Source organism: Actinoalloteichus caeruleus DSM 43889 (assembly GCF_000429185.2).
Lineage (GTDB): Bacteria > Actinomycetota > Actinomycetes > Mycobacteriales > Pseudonocardiaceae > Actinoalloteichus_B > Actinoalloteichus_B caeruleus.
In genome coordinates, this window is the sequence record NZ_AUBJ02000001.1 from 2,504,184 (window position 1) to 2,530,659 (window position 26,476).

The 26,476-nt window shown below is 71.9% G+C and carries 22 protein-coding genes; 12 read left to right on the plus strand and 10 right to left on the minus strand.

All coding sequences use genetic code 11. The annotated features are described in order from the left end of the window. The first annotated feature begins 120 nt into the window (after positions 1-120). The 3 genes from G443_RS09030 (at position 121) to G443_RS09040 (ending at position 3,611) form a co-directional block, all read left to right on the plus strand. Entirely contained in the window at positions 121-1,008 is an 888-nt protein-coding gene (locus G443_RS09030) for a class I SAM-dependent methyltransferase (protein WP_026418946.1), read from the plus strand. A 70-nt stretch (positions 1,009-1,078) separates the two neighbouring features. Next, positions 1,079-2,023: a GNAT family N-acetyltransferase gene (locus G443_RS09035; protein ID WP_026418947.1), complete on the plus strand. Its 945-nt coding sequence runs from the start codon at positions 1,079-1,081 to the stop codon at positions 2,021-2,023. Positions 2,024-2,549: 526 nt separating this feature from the next. After that, positions 2,550-3,611, plus strand: coding sequence for a YncE family protein (locus tag G443_RS09040; protein ID WP_026418948.1), 1,062 nt, complete (start codon positions 2,550-2,552; stop codon positions 3,609-3,611). Positions 3,612-4,480: 869 nt separating this feature from the next. Here the strand turns inward: G443_RS09040 and G443_RS09045 are convergent. Together G443_RS09045 and polA are read right to left on the minus strand one after the other, a co-directional pair. Continuing rightward, positions 4,481-4,861, minus strand: a complete 381-nt coding sequence (locus tag G443_RS09045) for a VOC family protein (protein WP_308208845.1) — start codon at positions 4,859-4,861, stop codon at positions 4,481-4,483. Positions 4,862-4,883: 22 nt separating this feature from the next. Beyond that, on the minus strand, positions 4,884-7,637 hold the full coding sequence (gene polA / locus G443_RS09050; RefSeq protein WP_051313967.1) for a DNA polymerase I: 2,754 nt from the start codon (positions 7,635-7,637) through the stop codon (positions 4,884-4,886). Positions 7,638-7,699: 62 nt separating this feature from the next. On the opposite strand from polA, the gene G443_RS09055 reads away from it, so the two are divergent. Beyond that, on the plus strand, positions 7,700-8,164 hold the full coding sequence (locus G443_RS09055) for a hotdog fold thioesterase (protein WP_026418952.1): 465 nt from the start codon (positions 7,700-7,702) through the stop codon (positions 8,162-8,164). Positions 8,165-8,236: 72 nt separating this feature from the next. Beyond that, positions 8,237-8,674 carry an SRPBCC family protein gene (locus G443_RS09060; protein WP_026418953.1) on the plus strand — a complete coding sequence of 146 codons (438 nt, stop codon included), beginning with the start codon at positions 8,237-8,239 and terminating at the stop codon, positions 8,672-8,674. Between the two features lie 40 nt (positions 8,675-8,714). On the opposite strand, the gene G443_RS09065 is transcribed toward G443_RS09060, so the two are convergent. Then, entirely contained in the window at positions 8,715-9,284 is a 570-nt protein-coding gene (locus G443_RS09065) for an adenine phosphoribosyltransferase (protein ID WP_030105792.1), read from the minus strand. Between the two features lie 458 nt (positions 9,285-9,742). Here G443_RS09065 and G443_RS09070 point away from each other — a divergent pair, with 458 nt between their 5' ends. From G443_RS09070 to G443_RS09090, 5 genes are all read left to right on the plus strand, one after another. After that, a complete protein-coding gene (locus G443_RS09070; protein ID WP_051313969.1) occupies positions 9,743-11,467 on the plus strand; it encodes a BCCT family transporter in 1,725 nt (574 codons plus the stop codon). A 574-nt stretch (positions 11,468-12,041) separates the two neighbouring features. Further along, positions 12,042-13,568: a serine/threonine-protein kinase gene (locus G443_RS09075; RefSeq protein ID WP_026418955.1), complete on the plus strand. Its 1,527-nt coding sequence runs from the start codon at positions 12,042-12,044 to the stop codon at positions 13,566-13,568. Between the two features lie 303 nt (positions 13,569-13,871). After that, complete coding sequence (locus tag G443_RS09080) at positions 13,872-14,357, plus strand: SRPBCC family protein (RefSeq protein WP_026418956.1); 486 nt, start codon at positions 13,872-13,874, stop codon at positions 14,355-14,357. 124 nt (positions 14,358-14,481) lie between these two features. Next, positions 14,482-14,922 carry an ATP-binding protein gene (locus tag G443_RS09085; RefSeq protein ID WP_026418957.1) on the plus strand — a complete coding sequence of 147 codons (441 nt, stop codon included), beginning with the start codon at positions 14,482-14,484 and terminating at the stop codon, positions 14,920-14,922. After that, positions 14,919-15,707: an RNA polymerase sigma factor SigF gene (locus G443_RS09090; protein WP_026418958.1), complete on the plus strand. Its 789-nt coding sequence runs from the start codon at positions 14,919-14,921 to the stop codon at positions 15,705-15,707. Before G443_RS09085 ends, G443_RS09090 begins: the two co-directional genes overlap by 4 nt. A 90-nt stretch (positions 15,708-15,797) precedes the next feature. Here G443_RS09090 and G443_RS09095 read toward each other — a convergent pair whose 3' ends face one another. Then, the gene (locus tag G443_RS09095; RefSeq protein WP_026418959.1) at positions 15,798-16,715 is read right to left on the minus strand and encodes a DUF4429 domain-containing protein; all 918 of its coding nucleotides are present in this window, start codon (positions 16,713-16,715) and stop codon (positions 15,798-15,800) included. Between the two features lie 100 nt (positions 16,716-16,815). Continuing rightward, positions 16,816-18,258, minus strand: coding sequence for an NADP-dependent phosphogluconate dehydrogenase (gene gnd, locus G443_RS09100; RefSeq protein ID WP_030227804.1), 1,443 nt, complete (start codon positions 18,256-18,258; stop codon positions 16,816-16,818). 154 nt (positions 18,259-18,412) lie between these two features. Between gnd and G443_RS09105 the strand changes: the two genes are divergently transcribed. Continuing rightward, positions 18,413-18,730: a DUF2218 domain-containing protein gene (locus G443_RS09105; RefSeq protein ID WP_030105798.1), complete on the plus strand. Its 318-nt coding sequence runs from the start codon at positions 18,413-18,415 to the stop codon at positions 18,728-18,730. A gap of 508 nt (positions 18,731-19,238) precedes the next feature. On the opposite strand, the gene G443_RS09110 is transcribed toward G443_RS09105, so the two are convergent. The 4 genes from G443_RS09110 to pyk all read right to left on the minus strand — a co-directional run bounded on the left by G443_RS09110 (position 19,239) and on the right by pyk (position 24,145). Continuing rightward, positions 19,239-19,730, minus strand: a complete 492-nt coding sequence (locus tag G443_RS09110) for a Pycsar system effector family protein (protein ID WP_026418962.1) — start codon at positions 19,728-19,730, stop codon at positions 19,239-19,241. A gap of 805 nt (positions 19,731-20,535) precedes the next feature. Then, a complete protein-coding gene (locus tag G443_RS09115; RefSeq protein WP_016700747.1) occupies positions 20,536-21,546 on the minus strand; it encodes a DUF368 domain-containing protein in 1,011 nt (336 codons plus the stop codon). A 161-nt stretch (positions 21,547-21,707) separates the two neighbouring features. Further along, a complete protein-coding gene (gene tesB, locus G443_RS09120) occupies positions 21,708-22,652 on the minus strand; it encodes an acyl-CoA thioesterase II (RefSeq protein WP_016700748.1) in 945 nt (314 codons plus the stop codon). Positions 22,653-22,720: 68 nt separating this feature from the next. After that, positions 22,721-24,145 (minus strand): pyruvate kinase, encoded by a 1,425-nt coding sequence (gene pyk / locus G443_RS09125; protein WP_026418965.1) that lies wholly within the window; start codon positions 24,143-24,145, stop codon positions 22,721-22,723. A gap of 341 nt (positions 24,146-24,486) precedes the next feature. Between pyk and G443_RS09130 the strand changes: the two genes are divergently transcribed. Continuing rightward, positions 24,487-24,945: a VanZ family protein gene (locus tag G443_RS09130; protein WP_211256600.1), complete on the plus strand. Its 459-nt coding sequence runs from the start codon at positions 24,487-24,489 to the stop codon at positions 24,943-24,945. Positions 24,946-24,997: 52 nt separating this feature from the next. Here G443_RS09130 and G443_RS09135 read toward each other — a convergent pair whose 3' ends face one another. Further along, positions 24,998-26,380: a M28 family metallopeptidase gene (locus G443_RS09135; RefSeq protein WP_026418966.1), complete on the minus strand. Its 1,383-nt coding sequence runs from the start codon at positions 26,378-26,380 to the stop codon at positions 24,998-25,000. Positions 26,381-26,476 lie beyond the last annotated feature (96 nt).

Below are 26,476 nucleotides of genomic sequence, written 5' to 3' on the forward strand. Positions count from 1 at the left end.
CTGACGGGTGCGGAACAGTCTGACAACGCAGAGGTATCGTACGCGCCCAGGTGATCCCTGGGCAAACCCGGATGCGATCCGAAGAAGTTGATCAACGCAGGTAGACGGGTCGGTGGACGAGTGACGAACAGTCCCCAGCCGGGTGCGGGGTCGCCAGCACCCGGGACGACCGGCGACCCGAGGTTCCGGCACGCGGAGGACACCCTCGGCACCAGCGGGGTGTCCCGCACCACACCCGGGCCGGCCGCCGCCCGCGCCGCCAGCCGCGCGTGGTGGGACGCCGACGCCGACGACTACCAGCGCGAACACGGAGACTTCCTCGGGCTGACCGAGTTCCGGTGGGCCCCGGAGGGCGTCACCGAAGGCGACCTCGGGCTCCTCGGCGAGGTGCGAGGAGCCAGCGTCCTGGAGGTCGGCTGCGGGTCCGCGAGCTGCTCCCGCTGGCTTCGGACGCGGGGCGCCCACCCGGTCGCCATGGACCTTTCCGCCGGCATGTTGCGCCACGCCGCGCTGGGCGCCGCCGAGTCCGGCGTCGACGTCCCCCTGGTGCTGGCGAGCGCGGACGCGCTCCCGTTCGCCTCGGAGAGCTTCGACCTCGCGTGCTCGGCGTTCGGCGCGGTCCCGTTCGTCTCCGACCTCGACCGGTTGACCTCCGAGGTTGCCCGGGTCCTCCGGCCCGGCGGACGGTGGGTCTTCGCCGTGACTCACCCGATGCGGTGGATCTTCCCGGACGATCCCGGCCCCGCGGGCCTGACGGTCCGCCAGTCGTACTTCGACCGGACGCCCTACGTCGAGGTCGACGAGGACGGGGTGCCGACCTACGTGGAGTACCACCGGACGATCGGCGACCACGTCCGCGCCCTGGTCGGTGCGGGGCTTCGGCTCGTCGACCTGGTGGAGCCGGAGTGGCCGGCGGGGCACGACCGGGTGTGGGGGCAGTGGAGCCCGCTGCGCGGTCGGCTGTTCCCGGGCACCGCCATCTTCCGCGCGGAGAAGGCGGACGGCTGACGGTCGGCGCCGTCGGGACGGGCTGCCACGCTGGGCCGGTGCCACCCCCGAGCCGCGACAGGAACGAGCGATGACCACCACCCGCAACCTCCTCGCCGAGCAGTCGGCGCGCTTCGCCCGACTGGACCCCGTGATCCCGGCCCAGCGGGTCGCGCCCGTGGGAGAACCGGTGGTCGCCGCCCTGCCCGACGGCAGGGTGGTCGGGGGCGTGGTCGCCTTCCACCACCACCCTCCCGGCACCGTGTCCAGCCTGTGGTCGGCCCGGTACTGCCGCGAGCTGACGCCCCTGCTCGGCTCGGTGGGGGCGGAGGGACTGGCCGAACTCCTCGCCGCGGCCCGCCCGGTACTGGTGGACGGGCTGGCGGCCGAACCGGACTCGGCGGTCGAGGTGATCTGGCCCAGCCGGGACGCCGAGGCGACGCGGGTGCTGCTCGACCACGGCTTCGTGCCGCTGAGCGTGCTCGCGATCAGGACCACCGCCGCCCCGTCCCGGCCGGCACCGGTCGACGACCGGGTCCGGGTGCGCCGGGGCGGGCCCTCGGACCTGACGGAGGTCCTGGACCTGGCGATGGCGGAGTTGGAGTACTCCGCGCTGGTCGGCGGGACCGTCCTGCGCCCGGACGCCCGTGACCTGAAGGCGGAGACCCTGCGGACGAGACTGGCGGGGGACCACCCCGTCTGGCTGGCGGAGGTGGACGGACTGGTGATCGGCCTCGCCGAGGGCGCGTGGAGCCCCGTGGCGGAGGGCAGCCCGGGGTCGACCCGCCTCCCCACCGGCCTCCTCGGGTACGTCAACTGCGTGTCGGTGGCCTCCGGAGCCCGAGGGCTGGGCGTGGGTCAGCTGTTGATGGCCCGGGCGCACGAGGAGTTCGACACGGCGGGGGCGCGGGCCACCTACCTGTACTACAACCCGCCCAACCCGCTCAGCTCGGTGTTCTGGCCACGACAGGGCTACCGGCCGCTCTGGACCATCTGGGAATCCCGTCCCGCCACCGGACTGCGTCACGGCCCGTGATGACACAGCGTCACTCCGAAATCGGACAATAATAGTTACCACATGGTTATCTCACGAGAGTGACGTTTCCCCCGGATCGAGTTGACCAGCGGTGGAGACCACGGAACAGCGGCCCCCCAGTCGTCTACCCCGCCAGCCCGCGCATCCCGTGCCCGGCACGACCCCCGACGGCGCACACCCAGCGTGACCTGCGACGCGACGCCCCACCTCGCGTCCACTGGCGCCCACCGCCACCGCCGGCGGAACCGCCGAGGCGGCTGGCCGAGGGCGCGGCGCGACCGGGCCGGGGGCCGTCACCCGGGGCCGCTCCCCGCCCCTGACCCGGCCAGCCCAGTCACCGTTGCGTCGTCGGTCGCATTCCCGGTGTGACATTCGGCCGCCGAACACCCCGCCGATCGGGGTAGCCAGCCATTGACTGCTCACTTCGCGCCCCTGTTCACTCCACAGTTGATTGCGCAAGCAACCTGCGGGGGCGAACCTCCCCCCGCGGGTCGGGTGGTGGTACCTCGGTCGAGGAGGAGACGAGATGGTGGACAGACGTTCGATGCTCAAGCTCGTGGCGGCGGGCGGAGTGGCCGGCGGCCTGGGGCTGGCCGGCGCGGGGAGCGCGCTCGCCGGGGGCCACCGCCCCCGACCGGGCAGTGGACGCACCGGCGACATCCTCGCCCTGGTCGAGAAGGGCAGCCACCAGCTGAGCTTCTTCGACACCGCGAGCGGCGAGCGCCAGACGACGATCGGGCTGCCCGACTACCCGCACGAGATGGTCTCCGACCGGCGCAAGCGTTACGCCTTCATCGGCCACTACGGGGTGCGGATGTCCGGCGACGAGGGCCAGGGCGGGAACTCCGTCCTCGTCGTCGACCTCCAACGGCGCCGCCTCGTGCGCACCATCAGCACGGGATCCCACAACCGCATCCACGGACTGGCCGTCGACCGCCAGGACCGGCTCTTCGTGTTGAGCGAGGGCACGAACACCCTGCTGGTCTTCGACGACCCGCTCACCGACACCCGCCCGGCCGCCGTCCTGCCGACCGGGGGCCGCAAGACCCACATGGTCGCGGTGACCCGCGACGGCGAGCGCGCCTTCGCCACCGGCCTGGAATCGAACTCGGTCTCCGTGGTCCGCCCGTGGGTCGCCTCCGTCGGGCCCCGGGTGGTGGGTGCCGGGGCGCTGCCGGAGGGCTGCTCGCTCAGCGAGGACGAGCGCACCCTCTACGTGGGTGCCCGGCAGACCCCGGCGGTGCTGGAGTTCGACACCGCCTCGATGCGGCTGCGCCGGTCCTTCCCCATCGACGGGGACCCGCTGCGGGTGTACGCGATCAGGAAGAACCGGCTGCTGATCACGGACATCCAGAACAACCAGGTCCACCTGTACACCCGGGACTACCGGCACATCGCGTCGATCACGATGCGGGGCATCCCCGCGTCGGCGATCCTCCACCCCGACGAGGACATCGCCCTGATCCCGCAGTTCGAGACGAGCACGGTGAGCACCATCGACCTGACCACGAACACCGTGATCGGCGAGTTCGACTGCGGCACGGAGCCGGACGGCTCCGTCCTGCTCGTCGGCGGAAGCCGCCGCTGAGAGAGCCGCCCAGGGGCTCGGCCCAACCCGCCGGGCCGGTCGTCACGGGCCGGCCCGGTCCGCCGCCCGCGCCGAAGGGAGTCGGCCACCGACGGCCATCGACGGCCGCCGGCACCGACCACCCGGCGGCGGGCGCGTGGCGGTCCTCCCGCCGCCCGGCGCGGTTCGGGCGCGCTGGCGCGTGCCAGGCCAGCCGCGAGCGCCCCGGAGCCGTGTCCGGCGACCGGGGCGGCGCGTGGCGGGGACGCCCGACCCCGCCACCGCGGTGAACCCGGGGTGGGAACACCGGACCGACGACACCCCCGGTCGCTCCACGCCGGTGGCTGGGGGCGGGTCAGCGCCCGGGCACCCGGCCCCGACCCGGTCACGGGGGTGGCTCGTCCCGCCGGCACGGCGGATCCTCGTCCGGCCCGGCTCCCCCGCCACCGGCCTCCACGGAGGGCCGGTACGGCGGAGGCGTTGGCGAACCACGTCCCACCGGCGGAGCCGCGCCCCGCTCGAGGACAGCGGCGGCACCGCCGTCGCGCCCGGGTGAGGGGGCCACGCCTGCGCGAACGCCCCCGGCCACGCCGCCCAGGGACGCCCCAGGGGGCGGTCGACGCCACCGACCGGGTCGGCGGTAGGGCCTGGCCCGTCGGGCACGGGGCGTCGCCCCCGGCGGCAGCGCACGGGAGCGCCCGAGGGTGGTCGGGGCACCTCCGTGATGGCGCCAGCCCACGGCCATCGCGGGGTCCCGACGCCGGACGCGCTCGCCAGCCCGGCCCCGTCCCCCGCGACCGGGCGGTTCCCGCCACCCGCTCGCTCCTCCGGCACCGCCTCGCGCCGCACCGGGTGGGGATCGACCGCACCCGGCCGGTCCCCACCCCGGCTCAGAGCTCCTCGTACCTCGCGACCTCGACGAGGTTGCCGTCCGGATCGCGGAAGTACAGCGAGATCATCGGGCCGAGCGCGCCCTGCCGCGAGACCGGCCCCTCCTCGATCCGCACGTCACAGGCCCACAGGTGGTCCTTCACCTCGGCGATGGGGGTGGTGGTGATGAGGCAGAGGTCCACCGAACCGGGCAACGGGTAGGTCGCGGACGGCCCGATCTCCTGCGAGGCGGGGTGCAGGTTGATCCGCTGCACCCCGAACGCCAGGCCCTGGCGCCCCTCCGCGTAGGTGACCGGTTGCATGCCGAGCACGTCGCGGTAGAACGCGACCGTCCGGTCCATGTCGTTGACGGTCATCACTATGTGATCGAACCGCTCCACCTTGAACAACGTGACCTCCCGGTCAGTGTGCCGCGGCGTCCCAGGAGGCGCCCACGCCGACCGAGACCTCCAGCGGCACGTCCAGTTGGTACGCACTGCCCATCTCGGCCCGGACCAGTTCCTCCACCGCTTCCCGCTCGCCCTCGGCGATCTCGAGCACGAGTTCGTCGTGCACCTGTAGCAGCATCCTCGACCGGAGTCCGGCGGCGACGAGCGCGCGGTGGACGCCGAGCATCGCGACCTTGATGATGTCGGCCGCGCTGCCCTGGATGGGAGCGTTGAGCGCCATCCGCTCCGCCATCTCCCGGCGCTGGCGGTTGTCGCTCGTCAGATCCGGCAGGTAGCGGCGGCGACCCAGCACGGTCTCGGTGTAGCCGTCCTTCCTCGCCCGCTCGACGACGGCCTGGAGGTAGTCCCTGACCGCGCCGAACCGCGCGAAGTACGCCTCCATCTGAGCCTTGGCCTCGTCGGCCGAGATGCGCAGTTGCTGAGCCAGACCGTACACCGAGAGCCCGTAGGCGAGTCCGTAGGACATCGCCTTGACCCGCCGGCGCAACTCGGCGCTCACCTCGGTCGGAGCGACGTCGAAGGCTCGGGAGGCGACGTAGGTGTGCAGGTCCTCACCCTCGCGGAACGCCGTGAGGAGACCCTCGTCACCGGAGAGGTGCGCCATGATGCGCATCTCGATCTGGCTGTAGTCGGCGGTCATCAACTCCTGGAAGCCGGAGCCGACGACGAACGCCTCCCGGATGCGCCGCCCCTCCTCGCTGCGGATGGGGATGTTCTGGAGGTTGGGCTCGGTGGACGAGAGGCGGCCGGTCGCGGCGATCGTCTGGTTGAAGGTGGTGTGGATCCGCCCGTCGTCCGCGATCGCCTTGATCAGGCCCTCGACCGTGGTGCGCAGACGGGTGGCGTCGCGGTGGGCCAGCAGGTGCGCCAGGAACGGGTGGCCGGTGGTGGCGTGCAGGTTCTGGAGCGCCTCGGCGTCGGTCGTGTAGCCCGTCTTCGTGCGCTTGGTCTTGGGCATCCCCAGTTCGTCGAACAGGACGACCTGGAGCTGCTTGGGCGAGCCGAGGTTGATCTCCTTGCCGATCTCACCGTAGGCGTCCCGCGCCGCCTGCCGCACCTTCGCGGCGAAGTCGGCCTCCAGGCCGGCGAGCCGGTCGGCGTCGACGGCGATGCCGGCGGACTCCAGCTCGGCGAGCACCGCGAGCAGCGGGAGTTCGAGCTCACCGAGCAGGGACACCCCGTCCCGGACGGGACCTCCCCCGGCCGGACCCGTCCCCTCCGCGGCTGATCCCCACCGCAGCACCGCGTCAAGGGCGTCGGCGAGCTCACCGGTGGCCCTGGCGATGACGATGGTGTCCCGAGCCACGGCTCCCTCCTCCTCGTCCGGGTCGCCGAGGAGGGAGAGCTGGGCTCCCGTCTCGGGTTCCTCCCTGCGGAGTTCGCGGCCGAGGTGCCGGAGGACGAGATCGCTGAGCTCGAAGGACCGTTGCCCGGGGCGGACCAGGTAGGCGGCGAGGGCCGTGTCGCTGGTCAGGCCCTCGAGGGTCCAGCCACGTCCCCGGAGGCCGTGCAGCGCTCCCTTGGCGTCGTGCATCGCCTTGGGGCGCGACGCGTCCGCGAGCCAGTCCGCGAGCGCCCGTTCGTCGTCCTCGGTGAGGTCCTCGGTGACCAGGTAGGCGCCCTCGCCGGTGCCGGTGGCCACGGCGAGGCCCTCCACGTCTCCGGCCCCCCTCGCCCAGGAGCCGCGTACGGCGAGGCCCACCCGGTCCCCAGGGGAGGTGTGCTCCGCGAGCCAGTCGCGGACCGCTCCCGGCTGGAGCCGGCCGCCCCGGACCTCGAACCCCTCGTCGGCCTCTGGCTCGGCGCTGGACAGGGTGTTGAACAGGCGGTCGCGGAGGACGCGGAACTCGAGGTCGTCGAAGAGGCGGTGCACAGCGTCCCTGTCCCAGGGGCGCATCGCGAGGTCGTCAGGTTCGACACCGAGGTCGACGTCCCTGGCGAGCTCGGTGAGCTGCCGGTTGAGCAGCACGGTGGCCACCCGCTCCCGCAGGTTGTCGCCAGCCTTGCCCTTCACCTCGTCGACCCGGTCGACGAGGGCGGCGAGGGAGCCGAACTCCCTGATCCACTTCGTCGCCGTCTTCTCCCCCACCCCGGGGATGCCGGGGAGGTTGTCGGAGGGATCGCCCCGGAGAGCCGCGAAGTCCGGGTACTGGGCGGGCCGCAGGCCGTACTTCTCCTCCACCGCCTCGGGGGTGAAGCGGGTCAGTTCCGACACCCCGCGCTTGGGGTAGAGCACGGTGACCTCGTCGTTGACCAGCTGCAGGGCGTCCCGGTCGCCGGTGCAGATCAGCACCCGGACCCCTTCGGCCGTCGCCTGGGTGGTCAGGGTGGCGATGATGTCGTCCGCCTCGTACCCCTCGACGGCGAGGGTGACGATGCCCAGGGCCTCGAGCACCTGCTTGATCAGGTCGACCTGGCCCTTGAAGTCGTCGGGCGTCGCGGACCGGTTCGCCTTGTACTCGGGGAAGCTCTCGGTTCGGAAGGTCTTCCTGGAGACGTCGAAGGCCACCGCGAGGTGGGTCGGCTGCTCGTCCCGCAGCAGGTTGATCAACATCGACGTGAAGCCGTAGACCGCGTTGGTGGTCTGCCCGGCACCCGTCCGGAAGTTCTCCGCGGGCAGGGCGTAGAACGCGCGGTAGGCCAGGGAGTGGCCGTCGAGCAGGAGCAGTTGGTTCGGGTGCTGGCTGGCACCGTCAGTCACAGGCACGGCCGCCGAGTCTAGGGTGCCAAGACGACACCTTTGTGCGACGTCTCGCCCAGGAGGCCCCGGTGGAGCGCAGTACGCAGTCCCGTCCGCACCAGGAAAGCTCGTCGTTGGCGCGGGACGGAGCCGCCGCGGGCCTGCCTCCGCTGGCGTTCCCCGACGAGCAGCTGATCGACCGAATGGGGATCCACATCACCCGGTGGGAGGAGGAGTCGGTGGAGGCCACCATGCCGGTGGCCGGCAACCGGCAGCCGTTCGGCCTGCTGCACGGCGGGGCCAACGCGGTGCTCGCGGAGACCCTCGGCTCCGTCGCGGCGTCCCTGTACGCCGGTCCGACCCGGCTCGCCGTGGGCCTGGAGCTCTCCTGCACCCACCACCGCGCGGTGACCGAGGGAACGGTCACCGGGGTGGCGACCCCGGTGCACCGGGGCCGGACGACCGCCACCTACGAGATCATCGTCCGGGACGAGGCCGGCCGGCGCAGCTGCACCGCCCGACTGACCTGCGTGCTCCGGGACCGGCCGGCCTGACCGGCCCGGCTGGGGCGTCCCGGCCCGCACCGACGAGCACCCGCGAACGACCAGACCGACAGGGGAGGACCTGTGGCGGAACAACGGATCTCGCTGACCAGGACGATCTCGGCGAAGCCGGAACGGATCTTCAACCTGCTCGCCGACCCCGGGCGGCACGCCCTGGTCGACGGCTCGGGCACCGTGCTCTCGGCCCGCTCCGGCGGGCCGGAGCGGCTCTCCCTGGGCAGCACCTTCGGGATGTCCATGCGCCTGGGGCTCTCGTACCGCATCACCAACACGGTGGTGGAGTTCCGGGAGAACGAACTGATCGCCTGGCGGCACGCCGGGGGCCACCGGTGGCGTTGGGAGCTACGGGACAACGGTGACGGCACGACGGACGTGACCGAGACGTTCGACTGGTCCACGTCCCGCGCCCCGAAGGCGTTGGAGTTCGCCCGCATCCCCCAGCGGAACCTGCGGGCGATCAAGGCGAGCCTGCGTCGACTGGAGGCCGTGATGACCGCCTGACGAGGTCGCCGTCCCAGCGCGGTGCCGGTGGACGCGCCGGTCAGGCGCCCGCCGGCACCGTGCACAGCAGCCGCAGGCGGTGCTCGCGCAGCACCTGCTCACCGCCGAGCCCGTCGAGACCCACGATCACGCCCATGCCCGCGACCGTCCCGCCCGCCTCGGTGACGAGCCGGGCCGCTGCGGCGAGGGTGCCCCCGGTGGCGAGGACATCGTCGACGACCAGTACGCGGTGCCCACCGACGACGGCGTCCCGCTGGATCTCCAGCACGTTCTCGCCGTACTCGAGCGAGTACCCGGCGCGGTGGACGTCGCCGGGCAACCTGCCGGGCTTGCGGGCCAGCACCAGGGGTATGCCCAAGCTGTTGGCCAGCGCCGCTCCGAGGACGAAGCCCCGTGCCTCCAGCCCGAGGACGAGGTCGACGTCCCCGCCGAAGGTCGTCCCGAACTCGTCGACGACGTCCCGGAAGAGGCCCGGGTCCGCGTAGAGCCCCCCGAGGTCCCGGAACAGGACGCCGGGCTGGGGGAAGTCGGGGTACTCGCGCAGGCTCCGCTCGACGCGGGCCGCGAGGTCGGACCCGGTCGGCGGCGGAGTGGGTTCGGCGGGCAGCATGGACACAGCGCGAAGGTACCCGACGGGTCACCCGGCCGGCGCACGAGCTGATCCGCCCGGCGCACGGGTGGGACCGCCCGGCGCGGAAAACGGGTGAGCGAGCCACCTCGCATTGTGACCCGGACAACCAGAATTGTCACGCTGCGCGCCGGAACGAATACCCCGAGTGTGGAATTTCGCGTGATTCGGGCCGCATCCGGGAACAGTGGGCGGGCGGCTCGGGTTGTGCGGTCTCGTACGCGCCGAGGATTCGCCCAACGGATAACGCTTTGCGGATAGGGGCATAACGAAGCGGTAATGCCGTGGGTGTTTTTCCGGCTACCACGCGTAGATAGCATTCGGATCACTTCACGACGATGTGACCTCGTGCGGCACTCGACGACTGCACTATGTTGTTTCTCCGCGTGTTCGGGAAGGCCCTGGACACTGAGCAGCCAACCATTGGGAGGCGCCCACTCGTGGCCACCTCAGCAGATTCGCCACCAACGGACCAGAAGATCGAGCCCGGCGGGAAGACAGGCAAGGGGCACATCGCCCCGCGCGTCTTCTACCCCTCGGCCGCCATCATCCTGGCCTTCGTGGCCCTGACGGTGATCTTCCCGTCCCAGGCGGAGGAGATCATCGGCACGGTCCAGGGCAGCATCGTGGACGGCTTCGGCTGGTACTACGTCGCGCTCGTCTCCGGCTTCGTGGTCTTCTCCCTCTGGGTCGGTATCGGCCACTTCGGGGACATCAAGCTGGGCAAGGACGACGAGGAGCCCGAGTTCAGCCTCGCCTCCTGGCTCGCGATGCTCTTCGCGGCCGGCATGGGCATCGGGCTGGTGTTCTGGGGCGTCGCCGAACCGCTGAACCACTTCGCGTCGCCCAAACCCGGTGTGGAGGGCACGCCCGAGCAGGTCGGCCAGCAGTCGCTGGTGCAGACGTTCCTGCACTGGGGTCTGCACCCCTGGGCGATCTACGTCGTGGTGGGTCTGGCCATCGCCTACGCGGTGCACCGCAAGGGCCGCCCGGTGTCGATCCGCTGGGCGCTGGAGCCGCTGCTTGGCGACAGGGTCAAGGGGCGCTGGGGCGACGTGATCGACGTCGTCGCCGTGGTCGGCACCCTGTTCGGCGTCGCGACCTCGCTCGGCTTCGGTGTGCTCCAGGTCGCCGCCGGACTGGACTTCGTCGGCATCGACGGGGTGGCGGACAGCACGCCAGCGCTGATCCTGCTGATCGGCGGGATCACCGCGATGGCCATCTTCTCGGTGGTCAGCGGTGTCAAGAAGGGCGTCAAGTGGCTGTCGAACATCAACATGAGCATGGCCGCCATCCTCATGCTGTTCGTGCTGATCGCCGGCCCGACGCTGTTCCTGCTGCGGGAGTTCGTCCAGTCCATCGGCCTGTACCTGCAGAACCTGCTCCAGATGAGCTTCGACGTCAGCGCCATGCAGGGTGAGGAGGGCGCGGCCTGGCAGGCGGCCTGGGCCACCTTCTACTGGGGCTGGTGGATCTCCTGGGCACCCTTCGTCGGCATCTTCATCGCCCGCATCTCCCGGGGCCGCACCGTCCGCGAGTTCGTCGCCGGCGTCCTGCTGGTGCCCACGGTCATCACCTTCCTGTGGTTCACCATCTTCGGCGGCACCGGCCTCTACCGCGAACTGTTCGGTGAGGGGGGCCTGGTCGTCGACGGGGCCGTGAACACCGAGGGCGCGCTGTTCGGGGTTCTCGGTGACCTGCCCGGCGGCATGATCGTGTCCGTCTTCGCGATCGTGCTGATCGTGCTGTTCTTCGTGACTTCCTCCGACTCCGGCTCCCTCGTGGTCGACATGCTGACCTCGGGTGGCAACCCGGAGCCGCCGACCTGGAGCCGGGTGTTCTGGTCGGTGGTGGAGGGCCTGGTCGCCATCGCGCTGCTGGTGGTGGGCGGAGACAGCGGGCTCGCCGCGTTGCAGACCACGGCGATCGTCATCGCGTTCCCCTTCAGCATCATCATGATCGGGATGTGCGTGGCGACCTGGCGCCAGTTCCACGAGGAACGCGAGTCCTGGCTGCGGGCCCGGCGCAAGCGGCAGCGCGAGGAGCTCACCGAGCACATCTCGCAGACGCTGATCGAGGACGGCTACATCGAGGAGCCGGACCGCTCCGACGAGGGCGCCTCCGCCTCCTCGACCGAGCCCAAGCCGGCCAGCGGCAAGGCGTAGTCCCACCGCTCCGGTCGACGAACGGGTCGGTCCCCACCCGGGGGCCGGCCCGTTCCGGGGTTGAGGCAGGCCCGTACCCGGGTGGAGCCCGGCTGGTGGGCTGGGGAGGAACGGGATCCGCCGTCTCCACGACGATTCCGGGCCCCTTCCCCATCACTTCCGGTCGAAGTTCCCGCCACGGGCCAGGAATTGCCGGCGCCGCGGAATCCTTCGTGGACCGCGGACGGGCACCGGAGGACCAGGAGTCGGCACCGCCTCGCATTCCGGCTGATCGTCGACCGCCGGACCGGCGACGATTCCGGAAGGGCGTGCTCCCGACGGGTACCAGCGCTCGGCGGGCCCACCCGTGGTTCCCCACGGGTGACGACAACCAACGACCACCGCGAGATCAGTCACCGCCTCGCTCCCCTGGACGGGTCATCTCCCCTCGGTTGCGGGAACCGATCAGCGCGTTCCCGACTCTCAGTAGCATGTTCCCGCGTCGTCCGGCGATTCCCCGGGACGCGGTTCGATCCACTCACGAGACGACGTCGTTCGGTGCCCTCCCCGGTGCGCGGACGGCCGGAGGTAGTCGGTGACCCACCAGGAGGACGCGGTCCGGAACCGGATCGTGGCGGGCCGGTACCAGCTGCTGGACGAACTGGGCCGAGGCGGGATGGGGATCGTCTGGCGCGCCGAGGACCGGGTGATCGGCCGCCAAGTGGCGATCAAGGAACTGCGGCTTCCCGAGGGCATCCCCCCGGAGGAGCGCGGGGTGTTCGAGGAGCGGGTGCTGCGGGAGGCCCGCACCGCTGGCCGGTTGAACGACCCGGCCGTGGTGACCGTCTACGACGTGGTCTCCGACGAGGGCATGACGATGATCGTCATGGAGCTGATCGCGGCCCCGACGCTGTCCCAGGTGGTGCAGGGGCAGGGTCCGCTCCCGCCCCACCAGGTCGTCTCGATGGGCAGGCAACTGCTCGCCGCGCTGAACACGGCCCACCAGGCCGGGGTCGTGCACCGCGACGTCAAACCCAGCAACATCATGCTGTTGCCGGACGGTCGGGTGAAGCTGACGGACTTCGGCATCGCCCAGGCGGCCGAGGACCCGAGGCTGACGACGAGCGGCACCCTGATCGGTTCGATGGCGTACATGGCGCCCGAGCGCATCCGGGACAGCGCCGCCACCCCTGGGTCCGACCTGTGGGCACTGGGCGCCACGCTCTTCTTCGCCGTCGAGGGACGTGCGCCCTTCGAACGCCCCACGACGGCGTCCACCCTGCACGCGATCATGACGGAGGTCCCCTTCCTCACCCGGTGCCAGGGCCCACTGGCCTCGGCGATCTCCGGGCTGCTCGTGGGGAACCCGGAGGGACGGCTGGGACCCCGGCAGGTGGGTGGGCTGCTCGACACGGCCGCCGGCGGGACCGGGCCGCAGGGCGGCCCCGGGCCGACACCGCACCTCCCGGCAGGACAGCCGGGGCCCTCCACCCATCCGTTCGGCCAGCACTCCGGCCCGCTGGCCCCGGCACGCCCGGGCTGGTCCTGGAAGCGGACCGGCATCTCGCTGCTGGCCGCCGGGATGGTGTTCGCCGCTGGCCTGCTCACCGACCGCTGGTTGCTGACCGAGCGGGAACCAACCCCACCGCACCCGGCGATGGACGCCCCGATGAGTTACGGCCGCGACGGCGAGATCCCGGTCTTCGACCTGACCGCGGACGAGGGGTCGTCCTGTTCGACGGGAGAACTGCGGGCCGGCCAGCAGTACGGTGAGGCCGTGGAGTGCGACACCCCGCACGATGTCGAGGTCTTCACCAGCTGGAACCTCTTCTCCTCCTACGAACGGGAGCCGGCGTTCCCCGCCTACCCTGGCGAGGACACCCTGGTCCGCATGGCCGTCGGGGCCTGCGGGCTGTACTTCGACTCCGAGCTGGTGGACCTCGGGGAGCGGCAGGACATCCGGTTCCGAGCGCTCGTTCCCACCCGGGAGTCCTGGGAGGAGAAAGTGCGGTCGGTCGCCAACGAGGATCTCACCCCCGCCGGGACCTCCCGGGTGTACTGCGTCCTCTACTCCGAGTCCGGAGAACGGCTCACCGAGCCGGCGCGGGTCCGGGAGGACTGACCCAGCACCGCGCGCGGACTCCCCCAGCCGTCCCGGTCGCACCGGGTCCCGGTGTCCGACCCAGTGCCCGCCGCCGCACACCTCCTCCCGGACGCGGGCCGGTCGCGTGCTCGGCTGTCCCTGATCAGCCTCCTCCGTGCTCGGCTGTCCCTGCTCGGCCCTCCGTGCTCGGCGACCGGCGTAGGCGGTTCGTCCGGAAGGCGGCCCCGGCTCGGCCCGGATCCATCGCCCACAGGTGTGGTTCCGGCGGGAGTGGGTAACCGGCGGGAGTGAGCAACCCGGTTCGTTGAGGAGTGATGTGCCATGACGTCCTTTACCGAGACGGTCGACGTCGAGGTTCCGGTGCAGGCCGCGTACAACCAGTGGACCCAGTTCGAGAGCTTCCCGCAGTTCATGGAGGGTGTCGATCGGGTCGTCCAGGTGAACGACACCCTGACGCACTGGGAGACGTCCATCGCCGGCGCCCACCGCGAGTTCGACGCCGAGATCACCGAGCAGCACCCCGACGAGAGGGTGGCCTGGCGGGCGACCGACGGGCCGGACCAGTCCGGCGTGGTCACGTTCCACCGGATCGACGACCAGACCACGCGCGTCACCCTCCAGATGGACTACCAGCCCTCGGGGCTGGCGGAGAAGGCCGGCTCGGCGCTCGGGATGGTCGGTTCCCGGGTTCGGGGTGACCTGAACCGTTTCAAGGACTTCATCGAGCAGCGCGGCTCGGAGACCGGGGGTTGGCGTGGTGACGTGCCACGGGAGCCGCAGCGTGGTGAGGGCGGGGGTCTCGGGTGACACCCGTGGCCCACGGTGACACGATGATCAGCGGGTCCGCCGGCAGGACGGACGGCGGTCGGGCGTGCGCCCGCGGCGGGACGCCCCACCGGTCACAACCCGAACGCGACGATGAGGTAGGTACGTGAGCGCTCAGTCGCCAACACAACAGAACGGAAGCGCGGCCCTCGCCCCCCACTCGGTGGAGGTGCGGGTGGCCGCGCTGCCGCACCAGCTACCGGTGCTGCGCGGCATCGCGGGGGACATCGCGATGCGGGAGGACTTCGACCTCGACTCGATCGAGGACCTGCGGTTGGCGGTGGACGAGGTGTGCTCGACGCTGATCCGCCTCGCCATGCCGGACGCCACGCTGGTGTGCCGGTACGACGTGGCGGAATCCGCGCTTCGGGTCGTCGCCTCGGTGGTGTCGGCCAGCTCGACGGGACCGCGTACCGACACCTTCGGGTGGCGGGTGCTGACGACGCTGACCAGTTCGATCGACAGCACCGTCGAGACGCGCGACGACGGGCTCAGTGTGGTACAGGTTGAGCTGGTGAAACAGCGAGGAACGGCGGTAGCCGAGTGACCGAGGCCCCCAACCAGCACCCGGGCTCCGACGGCAACGGCGAGCGTTACGAGCACCTGACCCCGCTGTTCCACGAGCTGGCCGCGCTCAGCCCGGACGACCCGGAGCACGCGAAACTGCGCGAGACGCTGGTGACCAGGCACCTCCCGGTGGCGAAGCACATCGCCAGGAGGTTCGGCAACCGAGGGGAGTCCCAGGAGGACCTCACCCAGGTGGCGACCCTGGGCCTGATCAAGGCCGTGGACCGGTTCGACCCCACCCACGGCGCGGACTTCCTGTCCTTCGCGGTCCCGACCATCATGGGCGAGGTCCGCCGCCACTTCCGCGACACCGGGTGGGCGGTGCGGGTGCCCCGCCGGCTCCAGGAGATGCACCTGGCGATCAGTTCGGCGACCAGCGAGCTCTCGCAGAGCCTCGGCCGGGCCCCCACCCCCCGGGAGCTCGCCGAACGGCTCGAGGTCCCGTTGGAGCAGGTCTTCGAGGGCCTGGCAGCGAGCAACGCCTACCGGAGCGCGTCGCTGGACGAGATGTTGCTCGACGACGAGACGGTCTCGCTCGGCGACTCCATCGGGCGGGAGGAACCCGAGCTGGAGATCGTGGAGTACCGCGAGACCCTGCAGCCGTTGCTCGCCCAGCTCCCGGAGCGGGACCGCCAGATCCTGCTGCTGAGGTTCTTCGGGAACCTGACGCAGACCCAGATCGCCAAGCGCATCGGTGTCTCGCAGATGCACGTCTCGCGGCTGCTCAGCCGCACCCTCGCCCGTCTGCGCGAGGCCGCGGAGTAGGTGGACGATCCCCGGGCGCGTGCCGCGCACCCGGGGTTCGCGGGTCGTCACCGCCTGGCCGGGTGGACGGGCGGGACGGGACCGGGGTGGTCAGAGCCGGTCGAGCAGCTCGGCCTTCTTCTGGCTGAACTCCTCGTCGGTCAGCAGCCCGGCCTCGTGGAGGCCGCCGAGCTTCCTGATGGCCTCCACCACGTCGTCCGCGCGGTCCGCGATCGTGGCCGTCTCCGAGACGGGGGCCGCCGGCTCCGCCGGCAGGAGCTCCGCCCGTTGCCGGGCCGCGACGATCCGGGTGTGCAGCTCGGCGGCGAACAGGAGGTCCGCCACGCTGCCGTCACCGAGTCCGTAGGCGAGGGCGTAGGGGTCCTTGTCCGGCATGCCCCGCATGGCCGGGTTGTCCGGCTTGCGCGCCGAGAGCCCGGTTCCGTCGCTCAACGTGATCCGGAAGAAACCTCCCAGGGCGGTCGGCGGGGACCACTCGACCACGCTGATGTTCTCCAGCGGGACGCGCTGCGGGCCGAGCTGCTCCTTCACCGTCTCCGCCATCCACCCCCAGGTGAAGGTCAGCGTCTCACCGTCGAAGGCCACCTCCCCGTCCAAGCCCTTGATGGACCGGGGAGCGGGTGGCAGCACCACCAGGAAACCGTCGGTGGGTTCGAGGGCGCGGGGGTTGAGCGAGATGCGGTCGCGCAGCTGCGTCGCGTGGTACTGCGCCAGGTCGGGTTGCTTGCCGGGGAGGGAGAGCCGGTAGGGGTCCGCCGCCTCGGGCAACCGGCCGGCGAGGACGGGGCCGAACGCGTCAGCTCCGGGGCGCAGCCGCAGCACGAGGTCGGTGCGCCGCTTGCCCGGCTCGACGATCACACCCGACAGCGCCTCGTTCGGGACGACCAGCTCCCCCAGCGCCCTGTGCAGCGGATTGGCCCGCCGGCCACCGACGAACCGGATGCGGATGCCCTCCGCCTCGAAGACCCAGGTCGCGTTCGTTCCCGCTAACTCCAGTTCGTAGGACACCCCAACAACCCTATCCAACCGGGATGGGCCGCCGGTGGGGAACCGCCAGAGCCGGCGGGCGGAGGCACCGGTCCCGGTTCCCCCGGTGCCTCCGGCGGCCTCAGGACGCGGTCTCGGAGCGGTCGCCCGACCACAGGGTGTGGAAGTAGCCGTCGCGATCGACCCGCTGGTAGGTGTGCGCCCCGAAGTAGTCCCGCAGGCCCTGGACCAGGGCCGCCGGCAGCCGGCTGGCCCGCAGCGTGTCGTAGTAGGCCAGTCCTGAGGACAGCCCGGGAGCGGGGACACCGGCGGCGGCGGCCGTCCCCACGACCCGTCGCCACGCCTGCTGGGAACGGCTGACCTGCTCGGCGAAGTAGTCGTCCGCGAGCAGGTTCAGCAGCTCGGGCCGCGTCCGGTACGCCTCGGCGATCCTGTCGAGGAAACGGGCCCGGATGATGCAGCCGCCCCGCCAGATGCGCGCGGTGCCGGCGAGGTCGACGTTCCACCCGTACTGCTCGCTCGCCGCGGAGATCATGCTGAAGCCCTGGGCGTACGCGGCGAGCTTGGCCCCGTAGAGCGCCTCCCGCAGGTCGTCGACGAACCCCGACCGGACCTCACCCGGCGGCTCGGTGGGCCCGGGGAGGGACGCGCACACCTCGCGCTGGCGCACCGCGCCGGACAGGGCACGGGCGAAGACGGCCTCGGCGATACCGGGAACCGGGTCTCCGAGTTCGAGGGCCTCCCGCACCGTCCACCGGCCGGTGCCCTTCTGCTCGGCCCGGTCGGCGACCACGTCGACGAAGGGCGCGCCGGTCTCCGGGTCGGTGTGCCCGAGCACCTCGGCGGTGATCTCGATCAGGTAGGACTCCAGGTCGCCCTGGTTCCAGGTCCGGAACACCTCGGCGATCTCGGCCGGAGCGAGCCCCGCGACGGCGCGGAGCAGGTCGTAGGACTCGGCGATCAGCTGCATGTCGGCGTACTCGATGCCGTTGTGCACCATCTTGACGAAGTGCCCCGCGCCGTCCGGCCCCACGTGCACGCAGCAGGGGGCACCGTCGACCTCGGCCGCGATGTTCTCCAGGACCGGGCCGACCTGCCGGTAGGCCTCGACGGAACCGCCGGGCATGATGCTGGGGCCGAGCAGGGCGCCCTCCTCCCCGCCGGAGATGCCCGTGCCGACGAAGTGGAGGCCCCGTTCCCGCAGGGCCGCCTCCCGGCGCCGGGTGTCCGCGAAGTGCGCGTTCCCCCCGTCGAGGATGATGTCACCGGGTTCGAGGAGCCCGGCGAGTTCGTCGATCACCGCGTCGGTGGCGCCTCCCGCCTTCACCATGATGATCACCTGGCGCGGTCGCTGGAGGCTGTCCACCAGTTCCGCCAGGGTGCCGGCGGGCACGAACACCCCCTCGTCGCCGTGTTCGGAGACCAGCGCCTCCGTCCGGGCCGAGGTCCGGTTGTGCACGGCGACCGGGTACCCGTTGCGCGCCAGGTTGCGCGCGAGGTTGCCGCCCATTGTCGCCAGCCCGGTCACTCCGATGGCCGCGGTCCCGCGAGTGTCGTCTGCCATGCCCACCAGCCTGCACCCTCGTCCGCCCGCACGCAGCCGTGCGACCACGCCAACGGCACGTTGCGGCCGTCCCGCCCGCTGGGAGCGCGCGGGTGGGCGAAGCTCACACCCCCGAACGCACCACACCGCCAGCGGGGAAGGTTAGCCTCACCTCATGACGGAACAGACCTCGGACCACGGCGGGCGCGAGTCGCGGGCGTTCGTGCCCACCCACCGCGCCGCCCGGTACGCCAAACAACTCACCAACCACTTCGGCCACCGGGTCGACGCGGAGTGGAACGAACCGGTGGGGACGGTGCGTTTCGGCGAGGGCGGCGTCGCGGTCCTCACCGCGGAGGAGGGTGGGCTGCGCATGGTGGCCACCGCCCCCGGCGCCGACGGGCTCGCGACCGTCGAACGCGTCGTCGGCGATCATCTCGTCCGGTTCGCCACCCAGGACGAACTGCGGGTGGAGTGGGTGCGCACACCCTGACACCCGGGCCCACCCCACGACCAGGACGCCCACGACCGCGCGGGGTGACCCCGTCGAGAACACGCGGAGCGCAGGGCCCGAGCCCAGGCCCGGCGGGGACCGGTGCGGCCCGCCGCGTGCGGCGCTCCGGGAACGTGTCGGCGCGGACGGGCAGCTCCACTCGATGACTGCGACGGTGAGAGGGCCGGGCACGGTCAGGGCCTCGGCGGGGACGCTGATGGTGGTGGTGCGCCCGCCGGCAGCGCCGGGCCGACCACGTGGGGACGCCGTGGTCGGCCGCTGGCATCGGCATCGCCCAGGTGACCGTGCTGGTGTGCTGTGGTGGTGCCCCACCACGAGGAGACCTCGACGCCTGATGCTCCGACGCTGGGGACGGTCGTGAACTGGTCCAGGACGGCTTCGTAGGACCGCGTGGAGGCGGTCGGGCAGTGGGGCACGGTGGAGGGCTCGGGGAGGAGGCCATTCGATGGGCGGATCGGCCCGGCCGCCGAGAGCGACCGGCCCCTGGTCAGAGGGTGGCGAGCGCGGTGCCGGTGACGATGAGGGCCAGCTGCACGGCGACGGCGACCGTCGCCGCGCGGAGCAGGCGGTACCTGGCGACGCCGATGCGGGCGCGGACGGCGGCCTTCTCGGCGATATGCCGCACCGGATCGCTCACCGTGGCCTGCCAGCGAGCGATCGTCTCCTCCGGCGTCTCCCGCACCAGCCGTAACCAACCAACGGGCGCGGTGGTGCGCAGGCGGGGCGCGGTGATCCACAGGAGCCCCGCGTAGACGAGGACGCCGACGGCGGACGCGGCGACGAGGGTGAGGGTGGCGAGCGGCGCGGTGGGCGCGTGGTCGAGGGACAGCCAGGATGCGCCGGCGGCCGCAGCGGACAGGGCGAGGTGGGTCCTCCGCAGCTTCGCGGCACGGGTGGCGGCGTCGTACGGCGCCCGGTTGGCGTCGGCGAGTTCTTCGCGGGCCAGCCTCATCACAGCGTCGTCGGGCGTGGTGGTCATGGGGTCTCCAGTCGGGTGAGGTGGTTGATCGCCCCGGTGGGCTCGCGTCGTCAGCGGGCCCCCGTCACGTCACGAGTCCGGTGAGCCGAGAGCCGCCGTGGATGGCGCGGGCGTGGTGCGCGCGTCGCACGTGGAGCGGACGAGCCTGTCGGGGCCGGGCTTCGACGTCGCTCGAGAGCTCGGGGCACGCCTCGGCGTCACGGGATCCACGGCCAGGCGGACGGAGGTGCGTGGCCCGACCCAGGGCGTCGCGGCGTGGGGTCGCTCGGTGCGGACGGCGGCGACGAGCGTCCCGCGCCAGAGGACGACCCTCCGGGACGACTCCAGCACCTGACCCCGCATCGCCGTCCCGCTGCCCCCGAGGGTCCGGGACACCAGCGACGACGATCACCCGGGTCAGGCGGGCGTCGGGTCCGGGGGCGGGTCGGATGGGGGGTGGTCGCTCCGACCCGCATGGCGGCGGAGCGACGGTCGACCGGCGGGCCACTGGACCACCTCCGGGGTCGGGGCGAGCGGTCCGACCCGGCCGCCGAGCGCGTTACCGTACCGACTCCACCCGGCCCTTCGCGTGATCCGCCGAGTCACATCACGTCGAGGGGCCTCGACGAGGTGTTCGGGGTGGGCGCCGCGGCGCGCCATCGTCACGCGCGCCACCGGAGGGGGCGCTACCTGATCCGCGTGGCGATCGGTGGGGAGCTGACCGAGCACGCCCACATCGACACCAGGTGGGCCGAGCCGATCGCCGCCGCGGAGGCGGAGTCGGGGGCGGAGGCGGCGCCGACCTGACGGACCGCCGTGGCCAGGGTCAGCGGATGCGGATGGTGTCGTCGGTGACCCGGTTCATCACCACGGTCTCGGCGTCCTCGGGGTTCCCGCCGTCGGGGCCGCCGTCGGGCGTCGAGCCCTCCCGCTCCTGACGCTTCTTCGTGAAGTGCCGGTCGACCAGGATCAGCGCGACGACCATCCCGGCACCGAGGAGGGTGACCGGTACCACCCCCAACCAGTCGGCGTCGGGTGCCAGCATGGCGCGGTCCTCGTCCTGCCACGGCCACAGCGCCCGCAGCGCCCCGATCATCACGCCGGTCATCACGGCGAGGGTGGCCTGGTGGCGGTGCTTCAACAGGTACTGGAGCGTCTTCACGAAGACCCCGAGGCCCAGGATCGCGCCCAGCATGAAGGTCCCGACGTAGGGCAGGTCCCGGGCGTTCAACGCCTCGAGCGTCGGCTCGTAGAGCCCGAAGATCATCAGCAGGAAGGCACCGGAGAGGCCGGGCATCACCAGGCCGCAGATCGCGATCGCCGCGGCCAGTCCGACCAGCCACAGCGGGGGGGACGTCTGGGTGCCGGCGGGCAGCCCCGTGACGATCCACCCGACGGCGATCCCCAGCGGCAGCAGCGCCCAGTCCAGCGGGCGGCGGATACCGCCCATCGCGAGGATCGGGATCGCCACCGAGGCCCCGACCATCCCGATGAACAGCGCCCTGGCCCCCACCGGGTAGTCCTCGATCAGCCCGGGCACGACCCGAGCCGCGGTGAGCAGCGCGAGGACCATGCCGGCGAGGATGCCGACGACCAGCGGCACGTCGATGCGCGCCGCCTCCTCCTTGGCCCGTTGCCCACCCCGCCCCCGGGGAAGATCGCTGGCCGCGAGCTTGACCGCGCTCATGAGGTGGCCGGCGGCGTCGATGAGGCGTTCGTAGACACCGACGACCAGCGCCACCGTCCCGCCGCTGACCCCTGGCACCACCTCCACCGTTCCGATGGCGGCACCGCGGGCGAGGTTGAGCGGGGTCTGCTTCCAGCTGTGTGCGGACACGTCTGAAACGGTAACGGTTCCCTGGACACTCCAGACACCCGGTAGGACGATCATCGCGACGTCGAGCCGGTGCGGAACACCCCGAACCGGCTCGTTCGCGGGACTTTCGTCACTCCGCGTGCCGGATCACCGCGCGGAATCCGCCCACCTCCACGTCCGGGTTACTCGGCGACCCGCAGCAGCCCCTCCTGCACGACCGTGCACACGAGGTTGCCCGACCGGTCGAAGAACCGCCCGGTGGCCAGGCCCCGAGCGCCGGAGGCGCTCGGGGAGGCGCAGTCGTACAGCAGCCAGTCATCCGCCCGGAAGGGGCGGTGGAACCACATGGCGTGGTCCAGGCTGGCCCCCGCGACCTCGTCCAGGCTCCAGTACACGCCGTGGCGGGCCAGTACCGAGTCCAACAGGGTGAGGTCGGACACGTAGGCCAGCAGGCAGACGTGCAGCACCTGGTCGTCGGGCAGCTGACCGTGCGCCCGCATCCACACCCGGTTGTCGGCGGTGCGCGGTCCGGTCTCCCGCGACACCCAGGGCGGGTCGGTGACGTAGCGGATGTCGAAGGGCCGGGGAGCCTGGCCGTGGATGCCGATGCGGCCCCGGTAGGGCGCCACCCGCTCGGCGAGGGTCGGCAGCGACTCCGGCTCCGGGACGCCAGCCGGCATCTCGTCGGCGTGCTCGATCCCGTCCTCCCGGACCTGGAAGGAGGCCGACAGCGAGAAGATCGCCTTGCCGTGCTGGATGGCGACCACCCGGCGGGTGGTGAACGAGCGGCCGTCCCGGATGCGGTCCACCTCGTAGACGATCGGAACGCGGGGATCGCCGCCCCGGATGAAGTAGGCGTGCAGCGAGTGCACCCCGCGATCGGCGGGCACGGTCCTGCTGGCCGCGACGAGGGCCTGCCCGGCGACCTGGCCCCCGAAGACCCGGACGGGTGACTCGGCCGGGCTCACGCCCCGGAACAGGTTCTCCTCGATGCGCTCCAGGTCCAGCAACGCCACCACCCGGTCGAGGACGGGCTGCCCGTAGGGCACCCCGTCCGGATCGAGGGGCACCGCCCCCGCGGTGGTACCGGCGGGGTCCTCCGCCGCTGCGCGCGCCATCTCGGTCATCCACCAACCCTACGATGACGCGGGCAGCGACAAGGATTCTGAGCACACTCAGCTACCAGTGAGCCTACTCACGCATGGTCTTCCTCGCCCAGTCGGTGGACTCGAATCAGGTTCGTCGAACCGACCGTGCCGGGAGGGGAGCCGGCGACGATCACGACCAGGTCGCCCCGCTGATACCGACCGAGCGACAGCATCGCCTGGTCGACCTGCTTCACCATCCGGTCGGTCGAGTCCACCTTCGGCACCAGGAAGGTCTCGGTGCCCCAGGTCATGCTCAGCTGCCGACGCACGGCCTCCTCCGGGGTGAAGGCGAGCAGCGGGAGGTGGGTGTGCAACCGGGCCAGCCGGCGCACCGTGTCACCGGACTGGGTGAAGGCGACAAGCGCCTTGGCGTTGAGCCGCTCACCGATGTCCCGAGCCGCGTAGGAGATGACGCCCCGCTTGGTCCTGGGCACGTGCGACAGCGGCGGCACGGCGGTCGACTCGTGTTCCACCGCGCGGACGATCCTGGCCATCGTCTCGACCGTCTGGACCGGGTAGCGCCCCACGCTGGTCTCGCCCGAGAGCATCACCGCATCGGTGCCGTCGAGCACGGCGTTGGCGACGTCCGAGGTCTCCGCCCGGGTGGGCCGGGAGTTGCTGATCATCGAGTCCAGCATCTGGGTCGCCACGATGACCGGCTTGGCGTTCTCCCTGGCGATCTGGATGGCCCGCTTCTGCACGAGGGGGACCTGCTCCAACGGCAGTTCGACGCCGAGGTCGCCCCGGGCGACCATCACGCCGTCGAAGGCGAGGACGATCGCCTCCAGGTTGTCGACCGCCTCCGGCTTCTCCAGCTTGGCCACCACCGGAAGCCGGCCGGAACCGACCCGGTCCATGACCTGGTGCGCCTGGTCGATGTCGGCGGGAGACCGGACGAAGGACATCGCGATGAAGTCCACACCGAGGCTGAGGGCGAACTCCAGGTCGCGGATGTCCTTCTCGGACAGGGCCGGGACGCTCACGTTCATCCCCGGCAGCGACAGCCCCTTGTTGTCACTGACCGGGCCTCCCTCGGTGACCTCGCACACCACGTCCGAGCCCTCGATGGCCGTGACCACCAGGCCGACCTTGCCGTCGTCGACGAGGACGCGGTCACCGACCTTGGCGTCCTCGGCCAGCCCCCGGTAGGTGGTCGAGACCCGGTCGTGGGTGCCGGGCACGTCCTCGACGGTCACCCGGACCGTCTCCCCGGTGTCCCACTGCACCGGGCCGCTGGCGAACCGCCCCAGCCTGATCTTGGGTCCCTGGAGGTCGGCGAGGATGCCGACCGCGCGACCGCTCGCCTCCGCCTCCTGGCGGACCAGCTCGTAGATGCGCTTGTGGTCGGCGTGGTCGCCGTGGCTGAAGTTCATCCGCGCCACGTCCATGCCGGCGCCCACCAGCTGCCTGATCCTGTCGGGACTCGCCGTCGCCGGTCCCATCGTGCATACGATCTTCGCTCGTCTGCTCACGTCTGCGCAGCCTATCCCGCTGGTGGGCACGATTCCGCACGGCGGAAGCAGATTTGCGGGGCGTGTCGCTCGATCGGGGCGATTCGCCCGGTTGTCGCGCCGCTGTGCCTACTCCCCGCTAGGTGGATTTCCGGTGGAGCCGGGATCACCCCCCGTCCGGGGACTACGCGAGGTGTGCTGCGAACAGCGGGTCGAGGCCCCTCGGAGACCGCACCCCGGCGACCGCCGGTCGTGGCACGGGCCCGTGCCACCGACGCTGTCCGGTTCCGGCCGTCGGCGGTGGGGATGGCCGGCACGGGACGATGGACGTCCGTCCCACCCCCTTCCGGAGGTTCCACGCCGTGCGCCCGTCCGCGATCCCCTTCCCGCTGGCCGTCCTGGTCAGCCTCGTGGTGTTCCTCACGCCGGCCTCCGGCGTCCCCTCAGCGCCCCCGGGAACCGACAAGGTGGTCCACGTGGGGGTGTTCGTGCTGCTCACCGTCACGGGGCTCCTGATGGTGGCCGGGGCGCGGAGTCCTCGGCCCGCGCCGGACCGGCGGGACGCGTCCCCCACCCACCGGGGGCGCGGCCCGCGCCGCCTGCTCCTGCTCGGTCTCCTCTGCTACGCCTTCGTCGCGGAGGTCCTCCAGGGGCTGTTGCCCCTGGGGCGGAGCGCGGACTGGGCGGACGCGCTGGCCAACCTCGCCGGTATCGCGCTCGGGGCGGGGGTGTTCCTCCTGTTCGGCCCGAGGAGGCCGGCGGGTGGGGACCTGGCGGCCGCGCACCCGGCGGAGGACGGTGCCGGCGCCGACCGCGCCTGAACGACACGGATCCCGGGCGGCCCCCTCCTCGGGGGCCGCCCGGGTCGGTGTGTCAGCGCCGGTAGCGGGCCACCTCGTAGGTGGCGGCGCCGACCAGCTCCAGGGACACCCGCAACCGCTCCAGCGAGATGTTGCGGTCGATGGTGTCCTCGGGCGTGTGGTAGATGGGCTCCAGCAGCGCCGGCCCCGCCTCGCCTCGCCAGCTGAAGTTCGCCGCCGCGATGCCCCGCTCGTGGAACGGCACGTGGTCGCTCGATCCGCGCGCGGTGGGCCCGGACACGTGGGGGACGTAGCCGAGGCGGGCGGCCGCCTCGGCGACCCCCTGGGTCGTCAGGTTGTCCTCACCGTCGACTGACAGCAACCAGTAGCGGTTGGCCGGGTCGTGGCTGGTGGCCACCATGTCGTTCTGGAAGCACCCGCTGATCCTGGCCGCCTCGGCGTCGCTGAGCTGGTTGACGTAGTAGCGGGAACCGATGAGCCCCTGCTCCTCGGAGCCCCAGAGCGCGAACCGGACGGTGTGCTGAGTGGGCAGGCTGCGGAAGACCCTGGCGAGTTCCAGGCAGAGCGCGGTACCGCTGCCGTCGTCGTTGGCGCCCGGCGATCCGGGCACGCTGTCGTAGTGGGCGGTGACCATCACCACCGGCGCGGTGGCGGGAGAACCGATCGTCGCCGGCCGCTCGGCGAGGACGTTGTACGAGGTGAGGTCGGAGTGCCGGGTCAACACCGCGCGCAGCCGCACCGGGCCCGCCGCCAGCCGCTGCCGCAACCACTCGCCGTGGGCCTGGGCGAGTCCCAGCACCGGGATGGGCACCTGGTTGGCGAGGCTGGGCACGAAGCAGCCGGCCTTGCGGTCGGGCGTGGCCGAGGCCGCCACCAGCAACACACCGGTCGCGCCCCGCTCCACGGCGGTCCGGACCTGGGCCTCCCGGTTGGCCGTGGTGTGGTCCACGAGGACCAGGCCGCCGGTGAACCCGGCGGGGTAGTCGGCCTCGGTGCCCGCACCGACGTCGACGACGCCCCCCTCGACCTCGACGTCCAGCGGTCCCTGCGCCGAGGCGCTGGTCTGCCAGCGCTCCCCGTCGGGCAGGACCACGTCGGCCAGGTACTTGTCCGCCACCGCGAAGGGCTGTTGGGTGACCTGGTAGCCGAGGTCCTCGAACACCCGCGCGGCGTAGTTCGCGGCCCTGTGCTCGGACTCGGTGCCGCCGATCCTGGGACCGATGTCCTCGCTGAGGTGGCGGATGTGCTCGAGCGCGCGCCGGGCGTCCACCCGCGCGGCGATGGCCTTGTCCCCCGGGGTCAGGTTGGGCGCGCCCGGGGCGCCGGTCCGGTGCCGGTTGGTGGCGGCCATCGCCTGCGATGACAGCCCGACCGAGGCGAAGGCGGCGAGCGCGAGGGCTCCACCCAACAGATCACGGCGCTTGAACGCGGACATCCAGCCACTCCTTTGTCCAGGGCAGCAACGGAACACGGCGATTTCGTTCCGTAACTGATTCACCACAACGTGTGAAGCGCGCTTCGCTGATTCCGG

Coding starts and splice junctions, on each gene's coding strand:
- G443_RS09035 (WP_026418947.1), top strand. CDS start 1,079: ATGACCACCACCCGCAACCTCCTCGCCGAGCAGTCGGCGCGCTTCGCC.
- G443_RS09040 (WP_026418948.1), top strand. CDS start 2,550: ATGGTGGACAGACGTTCGATGCTCAAGCTCGTGGCGGCGGGCGGAGTG.
- G443_RS09065 (WP_030105792.1), bottom strand. CDS start 9,284: ATGCTGCCCGCCGAACCCACTCCGCCGCCGACCGGGTCCGACCTCGCG.
- G443_RS09080 (WP_026418956.1), top strand. CDS start 13,872: ATGACGTCCTTTACCGAGACGGTCGACGTCGAGGTTCCGGTGCAGGCC.
- gnd (WP_030227804.1), bottom strand. CDS start 18,258: ATGGCAGACGACACTCGCGGGACCGCGGCCATCGGAGTGACCGGGCTG.
- G443_RS09105 (WP_030105798.1), top strand. CDS start 18,413: ATGACGGAACAGACCTCGGACCACGGCGGGCGCGAGTCGCGGGCGTTC.
- G443_RS09110 (WP_026418962.1), bottom strand. CDS start 19,730: ATGACCACCACGCCCGACGACGCTGTGATGAGGCTGGCCCGCGAAGAA.
- tesB (WP_016700748.1), bottom strand. CDS start 22,652: ATGACCGAGATGGCGCGCGCAGCGGCGGAGGACCCCGCCGGTACCACC.
- G443_RS09135 (WP_026418966.1), bottom strand. CDS start 26,380: ATGTCCGCGTTCAAGCGCCGTGATCTGTTGGGTGGAGCCCTCGCGCTC.